Here is a 15,144-nt window from a genome sequence, read left to right on the forward strand (position 1 = left end):
CGCAAGCTGCTGACCACGCTCAATGCCATGGTCCGAACTGGCAAACCTTGGGACAAATCGCTTCACAGCGCTTGACTTCCAAGACGGTTACTCAGTCCTGCGGCGGCGGCGTCAGGAACACGTCGCTGAGCAGCCCGCGCTCGACCACGGTGAGCACCACCAGATCCGGCCGCTGCTGGCGCACCAGTTCCACCAGACGCTGGGCGCCATTTTCGAAGCCGGTGCCCCAGTGCAGCTGGATCGTTTCGCGGAACGCCGCGGCCATCAGCGGCGATTGCGCGATGCCGAAAGAGTCGCGCAGCCACAGCACTTTCAGGGGGTTGAGCGCGCCGGGGGTGAGCACGCGCACGGTGTGGCGCGGGAACTGCAACTGGCCGAAGGCGCCGGGCTCCAGCCGCTCGCCCGTTTCGAGCACGCGGATGTCGCTGCCGTCGATGGCCTCGCGGTTGGTGACGGCGGGGTGGGGCTCGGGCTCTTCCAGCCGTTCCTGGATGTAGAGGAAGCGGCCGAGATCGCCGCCGATGCGGCTGCCCACGCGTTCAATCGCCGGCGGGCTGGCCGTCGGCCAGCGCAGGGCCACGCCCTGGCCCGACAGCGTCTGGCGCAGCGCGTCCAGGCTCAGGGCCGCGCCGTACAGGTTCCAGTGGGTGTCCGAGCGGTAGTAGGTCGGAACCGGCCCCTGGGCCGAGGCCTGTCGCAGGGCCGGCGCGGGATCGGCGATGAGCGCGCGCGCCGGCCCGTCGAGCAGGCTGCGGACGCGCGGCGGGCGCCCCAGGTCGGCCCAGTGCGGCAGGGCCTCGCGGTAGATGTGGTGCTTGTCGCTGCCGATGACGAGGGCAAAACCCTGGACACCCTGCGCGCGCAGCCAGGCCTGCCAGGCCAGCAGGTTGGTGGCGATGCGCGCGGCCAGCGCCGGGTCGCCGGGCTGTTCACCGAAGCGGTGCTGGCTCACGTTGTCGCCATAGGCGTCGCCCAGGAACAGCCAGCCGTCCTGCCCGACCACCACCTTGGCCGGCGAGGTGCTGAGCCCGGTGCGCCAGGTCAGGGCCGAAAACTCGGCGACCAGAAAGTCGGCGTTGAACAGCAGGCGCTGCAGGCGCGGGTAGTTGCGCTCGGCCAGCAGTTTGCGCGCGTAGGTGCGCACGTTGTCGTCCCGCAGGTTGACCAGCGGCGCGGCGGCCATCAGCGCCAGGCTGATGGCCAGGAAGGTGGCGATGCCGGCCTTGCGGTGCATGTCAGAAGTTGAAGTACAGGAACACGGTGGACGTGGAGGCCAGCGTGGCGTAAAAGGCCACGCCCAGCAGCACCGCACAGGCCAGGGTGGTGTGCCAGCGCGGTGGCGCGTCCATCAACCGCCCCGCATGGCCGCGTGTGAGCACGAAGGCTGCGGCGGCCAGCGCGGCGTACTGCGGCAGTTGTGCCACCAGCGCGGGCGGCAGCCAGCGCAGCCAGAGGTCCACCGACCAGCCGCCCCAGGCGAACGCCGCGGTCGGCAGATCGGCGGCGGCCGGCCCCAGGGCGCCGCGCCAGTCGGCCATGCCGCGCAGCACGCGCCAGGCGCTGTCGAGCGAGGGCGCGCGGAAGAACACCCAGGCCCCGTTCACGAACAGGAAGGTCAGCAGCCAGGCCAGCCAGCGCTGCAAGCGCAGGCCCGTGGCCTGCCAGAGCCGGTGCAGCACCAGGGCCGCGCCGTGCAGCGCGCCCCAGATCACGAACATCCAGCTCGCGCCGTGCCAGAGCCCGCCGATCACGAAGGTCAGGAACAGGTTGAGCCCGGTGTGCCAGGCCGCGCCCCGGTTGCCGCCCAGCGGGATGTAGACGTAGTCGCGCAGGAAGCGGCCGAGCGTGATGTGCCAGCGGCGCCAGAAGTCCTGGATGTCCAGTGCCTGGTAGGGCGAGCGGAAGTTCAGCGGCAGCCGGATGTTGAACAGCAGCGCGGCGCCCATGGCCATGTCGCAGTAGCCGCTGAAATCGAAGTAGAGCTGGAAGGTGTAGGACAGGCTGGTGACCCAGGCTTCGTAAAAGCCGAGGGCCTGGCTGCCGTCGAAGCCCTGGTCGGCCCAGGGCGCGAAGCCGTCGGCGATCACCACCTTCTTGAACAGGCCGATGGCGAAGATGCACAGCCCGGTCAGCACGTGGCCGGAATGGATCACCCAGTTCCGGCGCCGCGCGAACTGCGGCATCATTTCGTGGTGGTGCACGATCGGCCCGGCGATCAGCTGCGGGAAGAAGGTGATGAACAGCGCGTAGCGCAGAAAGTCGTATTCGCGCGTGAGCCCCCGGTAGCTGTCGACCAGATAGGCGATCTGCTGGAAAGTGAAGAAGCTGATCGCCAGCGGCAGGGCCACCTGGGGCCAGTCGAGCTGGGCACCGGTCAGGGCGTTGAGGTTGTCGGCCAGGAAGTGCGCGTACTTGTAGTAGCCCAGCAGGCCGAGGTTGGCGACGATGGCACCGCCCAGCAGCCACTGCCGGGGCACGTCGGAGCGCGCGGCGCGGGGGCGGGCGAGTTCCTGTCCGACCAGGAAGTTGACCACCAGGCTGCCCAGCAGCAGCGGCAGGTATTCGAGTTTCCAGTAGCTGTAGAAGAACAGGCTGGCCAGCACCAGCCAGCCCTGCGCGGCCGAAATCCAGCGCAGCCGGCACAAGCCGAAATACACCACCAGTGCCGTGGGCAGGAAGGCGAACAGGTAGACGGCCGAGTTGAACAGCATGGCGGCCGGATTATGCGGCGAGGCGAGAGGCGCTTTGCGGGTTCCAAACGCAGACGGCCCCTCGCGGGGCCGTCTGGGCGGGGTGCCAACGGGGCTGGATCAGCGCACCAGCAGCACGGGCGCCTTGCAGTGCGCCAGCACCTGGGTTGCCACGGAGCCCATGACCAGGTTGCCCAGCGCGCTGTGGCCGTGCGAACCCATCATCACCAGATCGAACTTGCCGGCGGTGGCCTGCTTGGCGATCAGCTCACCCGGCGTGCCGACTTTGCTCACGACCTTGGCGTCGATGCCATGGCGGGCGAGGAACTTCACCACGGGCGCGGTCACTTTGGCGGCCTCTTCGGCGTAGTAGCCATTGGCCACGTCGGCGCCCACGGCGGCGCGGGCCCGCGGCGGCAGCGGGTTCTGCACGGTGAACAGCGTGAATTCGTTGGCCGGGCCGAACGTCTCCTCGTGCGTGGTCAGGTAGGCCAGCATCTTCTTGGTGTAGGCACTGCCGTCGATGGCAAGCAGGATCTTCATGGGCACATACTCCTTCGGGTGTGAAGCTGCTGAGTTTAAGCTTCTGGCGAAGCGCCGGACATACGGCCTTCCACGCACGCCCGCCCGCGGTTCAGAAGCTGATGGTTTGCTGCGGCAGGAAGCCGGCCTGCTCGCCCTTGTCAGCGTACCCCAGCGGGTTGGCCACGATGCGGCAGCGCCCGACCTGCCGGTCCTGTGGACAGTGCAGGTGGCCGTGCAGCCAGAGGTCGACCTGGGGCAGCAGATCGTCCAGCGCATTGCAAAAACCCGCGGTTCCCGGCGTCAGGCCGTAGCGCGGGTCGGCGCTGTGCAGCGTGGGCGCGAAGTGGGTGACGACCACGGTGCGCCCGGCGTGCGGGCGGGCCAGCTCGGCGCGCAGCCAGTCCTGGGATTCCAGGGCCAGTTCGCGCATCGCCGCCGCGTCGAACAGCCGGCCCCGGCGCTGGCCGCCCATCTTGTTCAGATAGAAATTGGCCGCGCGAAAGGCCTTCTCCCGCCGCCGCAGGCGCTCGGTCAGGGTGGCGCCGGACGGCACCAGGGCGTCGTAGTCGCTCCACAGGGTGGCGCCGATCCAGCGGTCGCCGGCGATCTCGATGCTGCGACGCTCCAGCCAGGTGATGCCCAGCCGCTCGCAGGTTTCGCGCAGGCGCTGGTGGGCATCGTCCACGTCCAGGGCGTCGTATTCGTGGTTGCCGGGCACGAACAGCACCGGCACGGGCCAGCCTGCGTACTGCGGCAGGGGCGAGAAGCGGCGCAGGCCCCAGTCGGGCTCGGCCATCACGCTGCCGTCGCTGCGCTGCTGGTAGGAGCCCACATCGCCCGCGAGCACGAGCAGTTCGGCCTCGGGGGCCGGCTGGGGCTGGAACGTGGGGTCGGTTTCGAGGTGAAGGTCGCTGAGCAACTGAAAACGCATGCCCCCGATTGTGGGACAGGCGCCAGCGTCAGCGGATGACCAGCACCGGTACGTGGGATCGGCCCAGCACCGCGGCCGTGACCGAGCCCAGCATCATGTTTTCCAGGGAAGTCTGTCCCCGGCATCCCATGATGATCAGGTTGCTCTGCAGTTCGCTGGCGACCTTGACCAGCAGATCGGCGGGTGCGCCGCGCCGCGCCAGCCGGCGCGCCTCCAGGCCTTGCGAACTCAGAAAATCGCAAGCCTCATCGAGCACCGAGTCGGCGGCGGCGGTTTCTGCGTTTTCAGGCACCACGTGCAGCAGCACGTAGTCGTATTGGGGGCGGAACAGCAGCTCGTTCGACACGATGTAGGTGAGCATGCGCCGCGTGTACCGGCTGCCATCGACAGCCAACAGCAATTTCATGGGCAAGGCCATGGCAATCTCCCTGCAGACATCACGGAACGGAACGCCGTATGTTATCGGCTTGGAAGCCCTGCACGGAAGCCCGTTCGACGAGTTCGCGCAACCAGCGGTGCGCGCCCTGCTGGGTGGCCTGGCGGTGCCACAGCGCGTCCACATGCACGGCGGGCACCGCCAGCGGCAGCTCACGCAAAGCCAGTTCGTGTTCCATGCCGGTGGCGCCCACGAAGTGGCGTGGCAGCACGGTGAGCAGGTCGGTGGTGGCCACCACGCGCCCGGCGGTGAAGAACTGGTTGACCGTGAGCACCACCCGCCGCTGGCGCGACTGCGCGGCCAGGGCTTCGTCGACGAAACCGAAAGGCCGCCCCGAAAAGCTGACCAACAGGTGTCGGGCCTGGCAATAGGTGTCGAGATCCAGCGGCGCGGTGGCCAGCGGGTGGCCCCGGCGCATGACCACCACGTATTCGCCGTCGTACAGGCGCTGGTGCAGGAAGCGCGGCGAATCCTCCTGCAGATGGATGGCGCTGAGTTCGGTGATGACGCCCGGGAAGTGGCCGATGGCCAGGTCGGCCGAGCCCGACTCCAGCAGGTCGCGCGGGTCGCGTGTGGTCAGGGGCAGCACACGCAGGTTCACGTTCGGGGCCTCGTCCTGCAGCAGGCGGATCAGCCCCGGCACGATCTTGGCGGCGGTGGCGTCGGCCATGGCGATCACGAAGGCATTGCGCGCATGGGCCGGGTCGAAGCCGCCGGGCGCCAGCGATTCCTGCAGGCGCTGCAGCGCGTCGCGCACCGTGGGCCAGACGGCCAGGGCCAGCGGCGTGGGTTCGACGCCGTAGCCGCTGCGGCGCACCAGCTCGTCGCCCAGCGATTCGCGCAGCCGGCGCAGGGCATTGCTCACGGCGGGTTGCGTCATGGCGAGGTTGTGGGCGGCCCGCGTGAGGTTGCGTTCGGCCATGACCTCGTCAAACACCCGCAGCAGATTCAGGTCGAGGGTGCGAAAGTTGCGATCAATCATTTCCATGGTGAATGTAATTCATCACAAAAATAAACTGGCGTGACATCGGGGTTAACCCTAGTATTCGTTCCGTCCACAAGACATTCCGACTTTTTGTTTCGGGGGTAACGCCATGAGCACTGCAATTTCCTCTTCTTCCGCCCTGGGCCACCGGTCCGAGGGTGTCTACCGCGCCCGCCGCTCCTTCGACAGTGCCCGGGGTTTGGCCGCCATGTTGCTGGCCGCCGCCGTGGCCGCGATGGTCGTGCTGGCCGATCACCTCATCAGTACCTGGGCCGACGGGCACCTGTTCCTGGCCTGGGTGAGCCTCTGGGTCGTGGTCTTCGCCGGCCTCGCCCTGTTCGGCAGCACCGCCCGTTCGCTGGCCCTGCGCACGCTGAAGGCGCTGGACGGCTGGTCGCGTTCCCTGGCCGAAGCCCGCGCCGAAGCCCGCCTCTGGGAACTGGCCAAGCAGGACCCGCGTCTGCGCTCCGAACTGATCCAGGCCCGCATCCGCGAGTCGGCCGAGGTCGATGCCGCGGCCGTCGCTCCGGTCGCCAAGAGCGCAGAAGTCTTCAGCGAGGCACTGGCACCGATGGGACTGGACTCGGGTGTGGTCTCGCCGGTCAGCGCGCGCCTTATGGCCCAGACCGCCATGCGCCGCCATGCCGGCTACCTGCCGTACCTGTGAATCCCCGCTGACCCGTGCCCACCGCTGGGGCCCGCTCCATAAAAAAAGCCCCGATCCATCGGGGCTTTTTTGTGGGCGCACGCCGGGGCCACAGCCCCGGTGCCTGTGTCAGGCCGTGGCGGCCAGGCGCTTTTCCAGATCGGTCTTGGTGTCGACCAGGGCCTTCGGCAGGTGGTAGGCCAGCTGTTCGAAGTGGGCATCGTGCAGCTTGAATTCGTCGGCCCAGGCGGCCTTGTCGATGCTGGTGACTTGCTGGAACTGCTCGGCGCTGAAGTCCAGGCCGGTCCAGTTGATCTCGGCGTAGGCCGGGGCGGTGCCGAACATCGTGGCCTGGCCCTGGGCCTTGCCTTCGATGCGGTCGATCATCCACTTGAGCACGCGCATGTTGTCGCCGTAGCCGGGCCAGACAAACTTGCCGTCGGCGTTCTTGCGGAACCAGTTCACGCAGAACATCTTGGGCTGCTTCGCGCCGGTCTTGGCCACGGTCTCACCGACGTTGAGCCAGTGCTGGAAGTAGTCGCTCATGTTGTAGCCGCAGAAGGGCAGCATGGCGAACGGGTCGCGGCGCACCACGCCTTGCGCACCGAAGGCGGCGGCGGTGGTTTCGGAGCCCATGGTGGCGGCCATGTAGACGCCTTCGGTCCAGCTGCGGGCCTCGGTCACCAGCGGCACGGTGGTCGAACGGCGGCCGCCGAACAGGAAGGCGTCGATCGCCACGCCGGCCGGGTCGTCCCACTGCGGGTCCAGCGCCGGGTTGTTGGTGGCGGCGACGGTGAAGCGCGAGTTCGGGTGCGCGGCCTTGGTGCCTTTTTCCTTGGCGATGGCCGGCGTCCAGTCATTGCCTTGCCAGTCGATCAGGTGATCGGGCAGGGTGCCGGTGTCCTTTTCCATGCCTTCCCACCACACGTCGCCGTCGTCGGTCAGGGCGACGTTGGTGAAGATCACGTTCTTGTCCAGCGAGCGCATGCAGTTCGGGTTGGTGTGCATGTTGGTGCCGGGCGCGACGCCGAAATAACCCGCTTCGGGGTTGATCGCCAGCATCTTGCCGTCGGCCTGAGGCTTGACCCAGGCGATGTCGTCACCGATGGTGGTGACCTTCCAGCCGGGGAAGGCGCTTTCGGGCGGCACCAGCATGGAGAAGTTGGTCTTGCCGCAGGCGCTGGGGAAGGCGGCGGCGACGTGGTACTTCTTGCCCTCGGGGTTGGTCACGCCCAGGATCAGCATGTGCTCGGCCAGCCAGCCCTGGTCGCGGCCCATGTTGGACGCGATGCGCAGCGCGAAGCACTTCTTGCCCAGCAGCGCGTTGCCGCCGTAGCCCGAACCGTAGGACCAGATCTCGCGCGTTTCGGGGAAATGCACGATGTACTTGACCTGGGGGTTGCAGGGCCAGGTGGTGGTGTCCTTCTGGCCTTCGGCCAGGGGGGCGCCCACGGTGTGCATGCAGGGCACGAATTCGCCGCTGTCACCCAGCACGTCGTACACAGCCTTGCCCATGCGGGTCATCAGCTTCTGGTTGACGGCCACATAGGCGCTGTCGGTCAGTTCGATGCCGATGTGGGCAATGTGCGAACCCAGCGGGCCCATGCTGAAGGGCACCACGTACATGGTGCGGCCCTTCATGCAGCCGTCGAACAGCGGGTTGAGGGTGGCGCGCATGTCGGCCGGGGCCATCCAGTTGTTGGTGGGGCCGGCGTCTTCCTTCTTTTCGGAGCAGATGTAGGTGCGGTCTTCCACGCGGGCCACGTCGGACGGATCGGTCCAGGCCAGGAAGGAGCCGGGGCGCTTGGCCGGGTTCAGCTTCTTGAAGGTGCCGGCGTCGACCAGTTCCTGGCAGAGGCGGTCGTATTCTTCCTGGCTGCCGTCGCACCAGTACACGCTGTCGGGCTTGCACAGGGCCACCATGTCGGCCACCCAGGCAATCAGCTGGGCGTTTTTGACATAGGCGGGGGTGTTCAGGTTCAGGCCCTGCATCACGGGAGAGTTCATCGGTCAAGACTCCAGAAGTTGAAAACCAGCGGGCTCCAGCGACACCAACAGCCGCTGGCCACGCAAGGGTGGGCGGCTGGGTCCCTGGAGCGGGATCGGGGCGGTCGGCGCGCGGGGCTGCGGGGCTGCGGGGCGGTGACGCTTGCAGCGTGGCGGCAGAAGCGGGGCGTTTGACCCGGGTTCTGGTCCGTGTGTCGGCCTGATGCCGGAATTTTAGGGAAGGGCCGGGCTGGTTACTGGGTGGTTACATGCAAAACATGCATAACCTGATGCCGCCGACAAAGGGGATGGTGCCGCCGCCCATCGGCGCTGGATGGATGCCTGACCCGAAGACACCCAAAAAAAAGCCGGCCCCTGGAGCCGGCTGGCGGGGCTGGAGGGCTTTCAGGCCATGAAGACGGCAATGAAGGCCAGCAGGAACATCAGCACGGCACCGGCCACGGGCAGAACGATGGGCATCAGCGGCGTGATGGCTTCGATCACGTCCTCGGGCGGCTGGCTGTGAGAGTCGGTTTGCGGGTGGGCCATGGTCGGTCTCCGGACTGTTTGACGAAAATCAATAGGCATTCTAGGTCAGCTTGGCCGGCTCCGCCAGAATCGCGCGGCTCACAGCAGGGCGTAGGTGGTGCTGGCGCGGCACACGCTTTTGCCGTCTCCGGCGGCCACGATGTCGATTTCACCGAACACCAGGCTTTTGCCTGCACGCACGACGCGGGCGGTCACCAGCGCGTCCTGGCCGGACAGGGGCTTGAGAAAGCTGGTGTTCAGCTGCACGGTGGTCATGGGCTGGCGTGTTCCCAGGCGGGTGACGATGGCCAGCACCATGGCGGTGTCGGCCGCCGCCATCAGGGCCTGTCCGCAGACCATGCCGCCGACCCGGGCCAGTCGGTCCGAGAACGGCAGGCGGAGCGTGACCTCTCCGTCCCCATGGCTCACCACGGCCAGCCCCAGGTCCTGGACCCAGGGCGCGAACCACGCCGCTAGGCATTCCGCCAGGGCGGCGATGTCCGGCGGACTGGATGGTGTGGTCGCCGGGTGGGTCATGGGATCACTGACCCCCGTCTTTGCGGAAGCGGGCCAGCCAGTGGTCCATCAGCTTGCCGGCTGCCTCGCGACCACCGAGTCCGAAAGAGAGCGCCACGGCCACCGCCACGGCACCCAGGGTCAGGCCAAAGGCGAGGTTGACGATGTCGTCGGCGATGCCCATGGCGCGCAGGCCCATGGCGATGACCAGCGCCAGGATGGCAAAGCGTGCGATGCGGGCCAGGCCCTTGGTGTGGGCGCCGCTGGCCTGGTCGATCGCCTGGTAGGCGACGTTGGCCAGCCAGAAGCCGATCACCAGAATGGCCGAGCCGAGCAGGATGTCGCCACCGAAGCGGATGAAGGTCTCGACGATGCCGCCGACCTGGTCAAAGCCCAACTGGTTGGCCGCTTCCACGGTGGCAAAGAGCATGGCGAAGAACAAAGCCACGCGGCCCACGAAGGCGGAGGCGCTGACCTGGGTGAAGGCGTGGGACAGGCCGATGCGTTCGGGCAGCGTGTCGAAGCCGAGCGTGGCCAGCAGGCTGGTCAGCAGGCGGCTGGCGAAAGTGGCCACCAGCCAGGTCACCACCAGGATCAGCGCGGCGGCGATCAGGTGCGGCACGGCCGCCATGAGCATGCCCAGCATGTCGGTGGCGGGCTTGGAGATGGCTTCGATCTTCAGCGCGTCCAGCGCGGCGATCAGCGAGGGCACGAAGACCGCGACGAACACCAGCAGGCCGGCCACGCTGGACAGGCGCACGGTTTCGCCGATGCCGGCGCGGTGCCCGATCTTGTCGATGCCGGCGGTGCGGCTGAGGTTGGTGGTCAGGTTGCGCAGCACGGTGGCCAGGATCCAGCCGACACCGCCGATCACCAGGGCCGCGACCGCGTTGGGCAGCATGTCCAGCGCCTTGGTCACCATCTGGGTCAGCGGGTCCAGCAGGCCCTGCAGGCCCAGGGCACCCAGAATGGCCGGGACGAACAGCAGGATCACCAGCCAGAACAGCGCACCGGCGAGGTTTTCGCCGATGGGGGCCATGTCGGCGTGGGCCGAGAGCTTTTCATCCAGGGTGGTGCGGTCCAGCAGCTTCTGCGAAACCATGCGGACCACGCTGGCCAGCAGCCACGCCACCAGCGCCAGCGCCAAGCCACCCAGCAGGCGCGGTGCGTAGGCAAAGAGCTCGGTGGTGAAGGCCGAGAAGGGCCCCGACACCGTGGCCAGATCGAGCGAATTGAACACGGCCACCAGCGCAAACAGCAGCACGACCCAGAACAGGCCCAGGCCCACGGCGCCTTCGATGTCGACCTGGGTGCCTGTGAGCTGACCGAAGCGCCGGTTGACACCCACCGCGCCCAGGCTGCGGCGCGCACCGGCGCGCACGACCACCGCGATGAACCAGCCCAGGATAAAGATGCCCAGGGCACCGAGCAATTGGGGAATGTGCCCGCCCATCGTGCTTTGCAGCGACTCCCACAACGTGTTCATGTTCATTCTTTACTCCTGTTCACAGTTGGCAACAGGGGCATGATGCAAACGCAGCGGGGTTGCGTCAACCTGTGACGGCGTCAAGACAGCAAATGACTACAGATTCCCGGCAAATTGCCTGAAATGATGATTCAATGCGTGCGGTAGCGCACAGATCAGGGTTTCGTGAGGCGGCTGACGCCTCCGGTCAGAGGGCTTGCGCCTCGAAACCGGCGCTGTGCAGAGCCTCGATGACCTGCTGCACGTGGGCATGGCCGCGCGTTTGCAGCACCAGTTCGATGGACACGTTCTGCGCCGCGAGCAACGTGAAGGCGCGCTGGTGGTGCACCTCGTCGATGTTGGCGCCGGCGGCGGCCACGGTGGCCGTGATGCGGGCCAGGTTGCCGGGCACATCGCGAGCGCTGACCTGAACACGGGCCAGCCGCCCAGCCCGCACCATGCCCCGTTCGATGATGGAGGCGAGCAGCATCGGGTCGATGTTGCCGCCGCTGAGCACCAGCCCCACGCGCTGACCGGCAAAGCGGCCAGGGTGGCGCAGCAGCGCCGCGAGGCCGGCGGCGCCAGCACCTTCGACCAGGGTCTTTTCGATCTCCAGCAGCATCACGATGGCCTGCTCGATGTCGCCTTCGTCCACCAGCAGGAGGTCGTCGACCCGCTCGCGCACCACGGCTTCGGTCAGCCGGCCGGGCTGACCCACGGCGATGCCCTCGGCGATGGTGCTCTGCCCCTGGGGCAGGTGCGTGCCCTTGACCGCGTTGTACATGGACGGGAATCGCTCGGTCTGCACGCCCACGATCTGCAGTGCCGGGCGCAATGCCCGCGCTGCCGTGGCCATGCCGGCGATCAGGCCGCCGCCCCCCACCGCGACCACCAGCACGTCGAGATCGGGCACCGCGCGCAGCATCTCCAGCGCCACGGTGCCCTGGCCGGCGGCGATGGCCTCGTCGTCGTACGGGTGCACGAACACCAGTCCCTGCGCTTCGGCCAGGGTGTGGGCGTGGGCGCGGGCTTCTTCCAGCGTGTCGCCATGCAGCACCACCTCGGCCCCGAAGCCCCGGGTGCGTTCCACCTTCACGCCGGGCGTGAAGCGCGGCATCACGATCACCGCGCGGATGCCGGCGCGCTGGGCGTGGTAAGCCACGCCTTGCGCATGGTTGCCCGCGCTCATGGCGACCACGCCGCGCTGGCGTTCGGAGGCATCCAACTGGGCCAGCTTGTTGCAGGCACCGCGTTCCTTGAACGACGCCGTGTATTGCAGGTTCTCGAATTTCAGGAACACCTGACAGCCCACGATCTGTGACAAGGTGCGCGACTCCACGCACGGCGTTTCCAGCACCTGGCCAGCCAGCAAGGCGGCCGCCTTTTCGATGTCACTCAGTTGCAGCATGTCGGCATTGTCGGCTTTTCCAGGGCGCTGGCGGGCAACCGGAAAAGCCCCACGGCCACCTCGGCATCGGCTCGTTCGGCTCTTCCCTGTTTCATGAAGCTGCGTTATGGTGCCGTCAACCCCTGTGAGGTGTCTGGCGTGGCATCTCTACCGGTTGATTGCTGGAGGTGTCCGCATGAACAAACGCTTGCCGCCGCCCGGAATGGCCGTGCCCCGTGTGGGCGCGGGAGCGCGCGTCGCCGAGCCGCGCGAGCCCCGACTGGCGGGTTCGCTGGACGCCCGGGTGTTCGTGCCACCGGGCCTGCGCCAGGCGCCGGTGCTCGACCTCATGTGCTCGCACTTCGTGCTCACGTTGGCGGCGCGCCAGGGGCCGCGCTTCAACGTGCGGCGCGACCTCAATACCCTGCTGGCGCTGGCGGGCCGGCACCTGGTCTGGCCGCAGACGGTGTTGGCGCGGTTGCGCGAATTCCTCGTGCGCCGTTGCAAGGACAACGAACTCTGGCAGGGACAGGAACGGCTGTCCACCGGCGGCTTCATGGAACGCTACGGCGTGTGGCGCGGCCCTTACGAAGAGGGCACGCTGTTCTTCTATCTGGATGAGTACGCCAAGGAGACGCCACGCGACCTGCTGTCCGTGCTGGCCGCCACCGGTGACTGGCTGTCGCAGGCGCTGAAGAAGCAGTCCACGCTGGTGGAAAAAAACATCGATGCACTGGCCAACCTGTTGCAGCTCAATCGCGCTGAGCGCGCGCTGCTGCTGTACGGCACGTTGGCACGCTACCAGCGCGACCTGCGTTCGATCCTGGTCGAATTCAAGGTCAACAACGCGCCCGAGGCCTACGCCGCGCTGGCCGAGGTGGCCGGCGTGAAGGCCAGCGAAGTGGGCGAGGCGCTGCGCGCCGGCTCGCGGCTGGAGCGCATCGGCATGGTGGAGAACCTGATCTCCGAGCACAACATCACCGACCTGGCCGATCTCATGAAGGTCAGCGAGAAGCTGCCGCCGGTGCTGATGCGCGAATACCGCAGCGAAAGCGAGCTGATGGCGGTGTTCACGCGGCCGGCGGCGCGTTCGGCGCTGGCGGCGGGCGACTTCGACTACGTGGCCGACGATGTGCGGCTGCTGGTGGGCCTGCTGCGCGAAGCCGTGGCGCGCAAGGAGCCGGGCGTGAACGTGCTGCTGTACGGCCCGCCGGGCACCGGCAAGACCGAGCTGGCGCGCGTGGTGGCCGCCGCCGCCGGGCTGGAGCTGTTCGAGGTCGAGTACGCCGACCGCGATGGCAACGCCCTGAGCGGGCGCGACCGCTACCGCTCGCTGCAGATCGCGCAGGTGTTCCTCAAAGGCACGGCGCATTCGGCGCTGCTGTTCGACGAGGTGGAGGACGTGTTCCCGCCCATCAGCAGCGAGGCGGCGCAGTTCATGGCGCGCGCCGAGCAGGTGCCGGCCTCGCACAGCCACAGCGTCAGCGGCAAGGCCTGGGTCAACCAGATCCTCGAATCGAACGCGGTGCCCACGATCTGGGTGACCAACCGCATCGAGCAGATCGACCCGGCCTTCCGGCGCCGCTTCGCCTACCACCTTGAACTCAAAAGCCCGCCGCCGGGGGCGCGCGAGCAGCTCGTGCGCAAGACGCTCGAAGGCGTGCCCGTGTCCGACGCGCTGGTGGCGCGGCTGACCGCGCGCAAGGGCCTGACGCCGGCGCAGATCCGCACCGCGGTGCGTTTCGCGCAACTGGCCTGTGCGCCGGTGCGCGCGCCAGGCCGGCGCAAGGCGCCGGCAGCGGTGCCGCTGCTGGACGATCTGATCGAGCGCCAGTTGCGCAATGCCGACCAGGCGCTGGGCCGGCAACCTGACGCCACCGCGCGGCCCACGCCCACACGCTACAGCCTGGACATGCTGCACGTCGAATCGCGCTACGACGTGCCGCGCATCATTGCCGCGCTCAAGGCGCGCGGCCACGGCACCCTGTGCTTTCACGGCGCACCCGGCACCGGCAAGACGGCGTTGGCCGAACACATCGCCCAGCAACTGGAACGCCCGCTCATGATCCGCCGTGCCAGCGATCTGGTGAGCAAGTTCGTGGGCGAAACCGAACAGCAGATGGCCGCCATGTTCCGCGAGGCCGAAGCCGAGAAGGCGGTGTTGCTGCTCGACGAGGCCGACAGCTTCCTGCAGGACCGCCGGCATGCGCAGCGCACCTACGAAGTGACCGAGGTCAACGAGATGTTGCAGGGCATGGAGCGCTTTCGCGGCATCTTCGTGTGCACGACCAACCTGATGGACAGCATCGACCAGGCCGCCCTGCGGCGCTTCACCTTCAAGATCCAGTTCAAGCCGCTGCGGGTCGAACAGCGCGAGCGCATGTTCGTGGTCGAGGCACTGGGTGGCGACGAGGCTGGCCTCACGACCGCCTGGCGCGCGCGGCTGGCCCGGCTGGACCAGCTTTGCCCCGGCGATTTCGCGGCCGTCAAACGCCAGGTGGAAATCCTGGCCGAAGCCCTGCCGCCCGAGGAGTTTCTGGCCCAGCTGGAGGCCGAACACCGCATCAAACCGGAAGTGCGCGAAGCCCGGAGCATGGGTTTCGTGCACTGAGGAACCCGTCGGCGCCCGGGCAGCCCTGCTGCCCGACCGACACGCGGATCCCGTCGCGTGCTGCGTACCGGTTCTCCCGGTGCGGCGGCAGAGCGTGGATGGCCTGATTTCCCCCTCTTCGCCCACCATGGTGGCGGCAAGCCACCTGCCTCTGGCTTTGTGCCCGTGCGTCCTGCTCAGCGGGAGGTATGCGTTTTTCAATATGGATTAGATGAATAAGTCATTGTTCATGGCATAGGTTTGTCTGAATACTTGCCCCGTTTGTTGGCCGGCTTTGTGTCAACAGATTCCTGATGCGAACGGCGAGCCGATGGAGCTTTCCGCGCATCCCACAACAACACGGAGACAAGCGCATGTTGACGATCAACTTGTTCAACGGTCTGGTGTACGGGTCATTGCTGATCGTGATGTGCTCGGGGCTGGCGTTGATCTACGGGC

At 67.5% G+C, this 15,144-nt stretch carries 13 protein-coding genes; 2 read left to right on the plus strand and 11 right to left on the minus strand.

What is annotated here, in order from left to right; all coding sequences use genetic code 11:
• Positions 1–91 precede the first annotated feature (91 nt).
• The 6 genes from QQK43_RS20805 to QQK43_RS20830 all read right to left on the minus strand — a co-directional run bounded on the left by QQK43_RS20805 (position 92) and on the right by QQK43_RS20830 (position 5,564).
• On the minus strand, positions 92–1,234 hold the full coding sequence (locus QQK43_RS20805; protein ID WP_284309306.1) for an alginate O-acetyltransferase AlgX-related protein: 1,143 nt from the start codon (positions 1,232–1,234) through the stop codon (positions 92–94).
• Position 1,235: 1 nt separating this feature from the next.
• Positions 1,236–2,711 (minus strand): MBOAT family O-acyltransferase, encoded by a 1,476-nt coding sequence (locus tag QQK43_RS20810; protein ID WP_284309307.1) that lies wholly within the window; start codon positions 2,709–2,711, stop codon positions 1,236–1,238.
• Between the two features lie 99 nt (positions 2,712–2,810).
• Entirely contained in the window at positions 2,811–3,233 is a 423-nt protein-coding gene (locus QQK43_RS20815; protein WP_234267363.1) for a universal stress protein, read from the minus strand.
• 91 nt (positions 3,234–3,324) lie between these two features.
• Positions 3,325–4,146, minus strand: coding sequence for a metallophosphoesterase (locus QQK43_RS20820; protein ID WP_284309308.1), 822 nt, complete (start codon positions 4,144–4,146; stop codon positions 3,325–3,327).
• 28 nt (positions 4,147–4,174) lie between these two features.
• The gene (locus tag QQK43_RS20825) at positions 4,175–4,564 is read right to left on the minus strand and encodes a universal stress protein (protein ID WP_234267361.1); all 390 of its coding nucleotides are present in this window, start codon (positions 4,562–4,564) and stop codon (positions 4,175–4,177) included.
• Positions 4,565–4,583: 19 nt separating this feature from the next.
• Positions 4,584–5,564 carry a LysR family transcriptional regulator gene (locus QQK43_RS20830; protein WP_234267393.1) on the minus strand — a complete coding sequence of 327 codons (981 nt, stop codon included), beginning with the start codon at positions 5,562–5,564 and terminating at the stop codon, positions 4,584–4,586.
• 112 nt (positions 5,565–5,676) lie between these two features.
• Here QQK43_RS20830 and QQK43_RS20835 point away from each other — a divergent pair, with 112 nt between their 5' ends.
• A complete protein-coding gene (locus tag QQK43_RS20835) occupies positions 5,677–6,234 on the plus strand; it encodes a hypothetical protein (RefSeq protein ID WP_234267360.1) in 558 nt (185 codons plus the stop codon).
• A 108-nt stretch (positions 6,235–6,342) separates the two neighbouring features.
• On the opposite strand, the gene QQK43_RS20840 is transcribed toward QQK43_RS20835, so the two are convergent.
• The 5 genes from QQK43_RS20840 to QQK43_RS20860 all read right to left on the minus strand — a co-directional run bounded on the left by QQK43_RS20840 (position 6,343) and on the right by QQK43_RS20860 (position 12,116).
• Positions 6,343–8,220: a phosphoenolpyruvate carboxykinase (GTP) gene (locus tag QQK43_RS20840; protein ID WP_284309309.1), complete on the minus strand. Its 1,878-nt coding sequence runs from the start codon at positions 8,218–8,220 to the stop codon at positions 6,343–6,345.
• Between the two features lie 384 nt (positions 8,221–8,604).
• A complete protein-coding gene (locus QQK43_RS20845) occupies positions 8,605–8,748 on the minus strand; it encodes a hypothetical protein (protein ID WP_234267358.1) in 144 nt (47 codons plus the stop codon).
• A 78-nt stretch (positions 8,749–8,826) separates the two neighbouring features.
• A complete protein-coding gene (locus tag QQK43_RS20850; RefSeq protein WP_284309310.1) occupies positions 8,827–9,264 on the minus strand; it encodes a PaaI family thioesterase in 438 nt (145 codons plus the stop codon).
• A gap of 4 nt (positions 9,265–9,268) precedes the next feature.
• Positions 9,269–10,735 carry a mechanosensitive ion channel gene (locus tag QQK43_RS20855; RefSeq protein WP_284309311.1) on the minus strand — a complete coding sequence of 489 codons (1,467 nt, stop codon included), beginning with the start codon at positions 10,733–10,735 and terminating at the stop codon, positions 9,269–9,271.
• Positions 10,736–10,916: 181 nt separating this feature from the next.
• Positions 10,917–12,116 carry a threonine ammonia-lyase gene (locus QQK43_RS20860; RefSeq protein ID WP_234267356.1) on the minus strand — a complete coding sequence of 400 codons (1,200 nt, stop codon included), beginning with the start codon at positions 12,114–12,116 and terminating at the stop codon, positions 10,917–10,919.
• A gap of 175 nt (positions 12,117–12,291) precedes the next feature.
• Between QQK43_RS20860 and QQK43_RS20865 the strand changes: the two genes are divergently transcribed.
• Positions 12,292–14,706, plus strand: a complete 2,415-nt coding sequence (locus QQK43_RS20865; RefSeq protein WP_284309312.1) for an ATP-binding protein — start codon at positions 12,292–12,294, stop codon at positions 14,704–14,706.
• Positions 14,707–15,144: the final 438 nt, after the last annotated feature.

Source organism: Hydrogenophaga electricum, assembly GCF_030160815.1.
In the GTDB taxonomy this organism is placed as follows: domain Bacteria; phylum Pseudomonadota; class Gammaproteobacteria; order Burkholderiales; family Burkholderiaceae_C; genus Hydrogenophaga; species Hydrogenophaga electricum.

Bases quoted from the DNA above. Each gene is read 5' to 3' on its own strand.
- QQK43_RS20830 (WP_234267393.1), bottom strand. From the start codon at position 5,564: ATGATTGATCGCAACTTTCGCACCCTCGACCTGAATCTGCTGCGGGTG.
- QQK43_RS20860 (WP_234267356.1), bottom strand. From the start codon at position 12,116: ATGCTGCAACTGAGTGACATCGAAAAGGCGGCCGCCTTGCTGGCTGGC.
- QQK43_RS20840 (WP_284309309.1), bottom strand. From the start codon at position 8,220: ATGAACTCTCCCGTGATGCAGGGCCTGAACCTGAACACCCCCGCCTAT.
- QQK43_RS20865 (WP_284309312.1), top strand. From the start codon at position 12,292: ATGAACAAACGCTTGCCGCCGCCCGGAATGGCCGTGCCCCGTGTGGGC.
- QQK43_RS20855 (WP_284309311.1), bottom strand. From the start codon at position 10,735: ATGAACATGAACACGTTGTGGGAGTCGCTGCAAAGCACGATGGGCGGG.
- QQK43_RS20825 (WP_234267361.1), bottom strand. From the start codon at position 4,564: ATGGCCTTGCCCATGAAATTGCTGTTGGCTGTCGATGGCAGCCGGTAC.
- QQK43_RS20805 (WP_284309306.1), bottom strand. From the start codon at position 1,234: ATGCACCGCAAGGCCGGCATCGCCACCTTCCTGGCCATCAGCCTGGCG.
- QQK43_RS20850 (WP_284309310.1), bottom strand. From the start codon at position 9,264: ATGACCCACCCGGCGACCACACCATCCAGTCCGCCGGACATCGCCGCC.
- QQK43_RS20815 (WP_234267363.1), bottom strand. From the start codon at position 3,233: ATGAAGATCCTGCTTGCCATCGACGGCAGTGCCTACACCAAGAAGATG.
- QQK43_RS20810 (WP_284309307.1), bottom strand. From the start codon at position 2,711: ATGCTGTTCAACTCGGCCGTCTACCTGTTCGCCTTCCTGCCCACGGCA.
- QQK43_RS20835 (WP_234267360.1), top strand. From the start codon at position 5,677: ATGAGCACTGCAATTTCCTCTTCTTCCGCCCTGGGCCACCGGTCCGAG.
- QQK43_RS20845 (WP_234267358.1), bottom strand. From the start codon at position 8,748: ATGGCCCACCCGCAAACCGACTCTCACAGCCAGCCGCCCGAGGACGTG.
- QQK43_RS20820 (WP_284309308.1), bottom strand. From the start codon at position 4,146: ATGCGTTTTCAGTTGCTCAGCGACCTTCACCTCGAAACCGACCCCACG.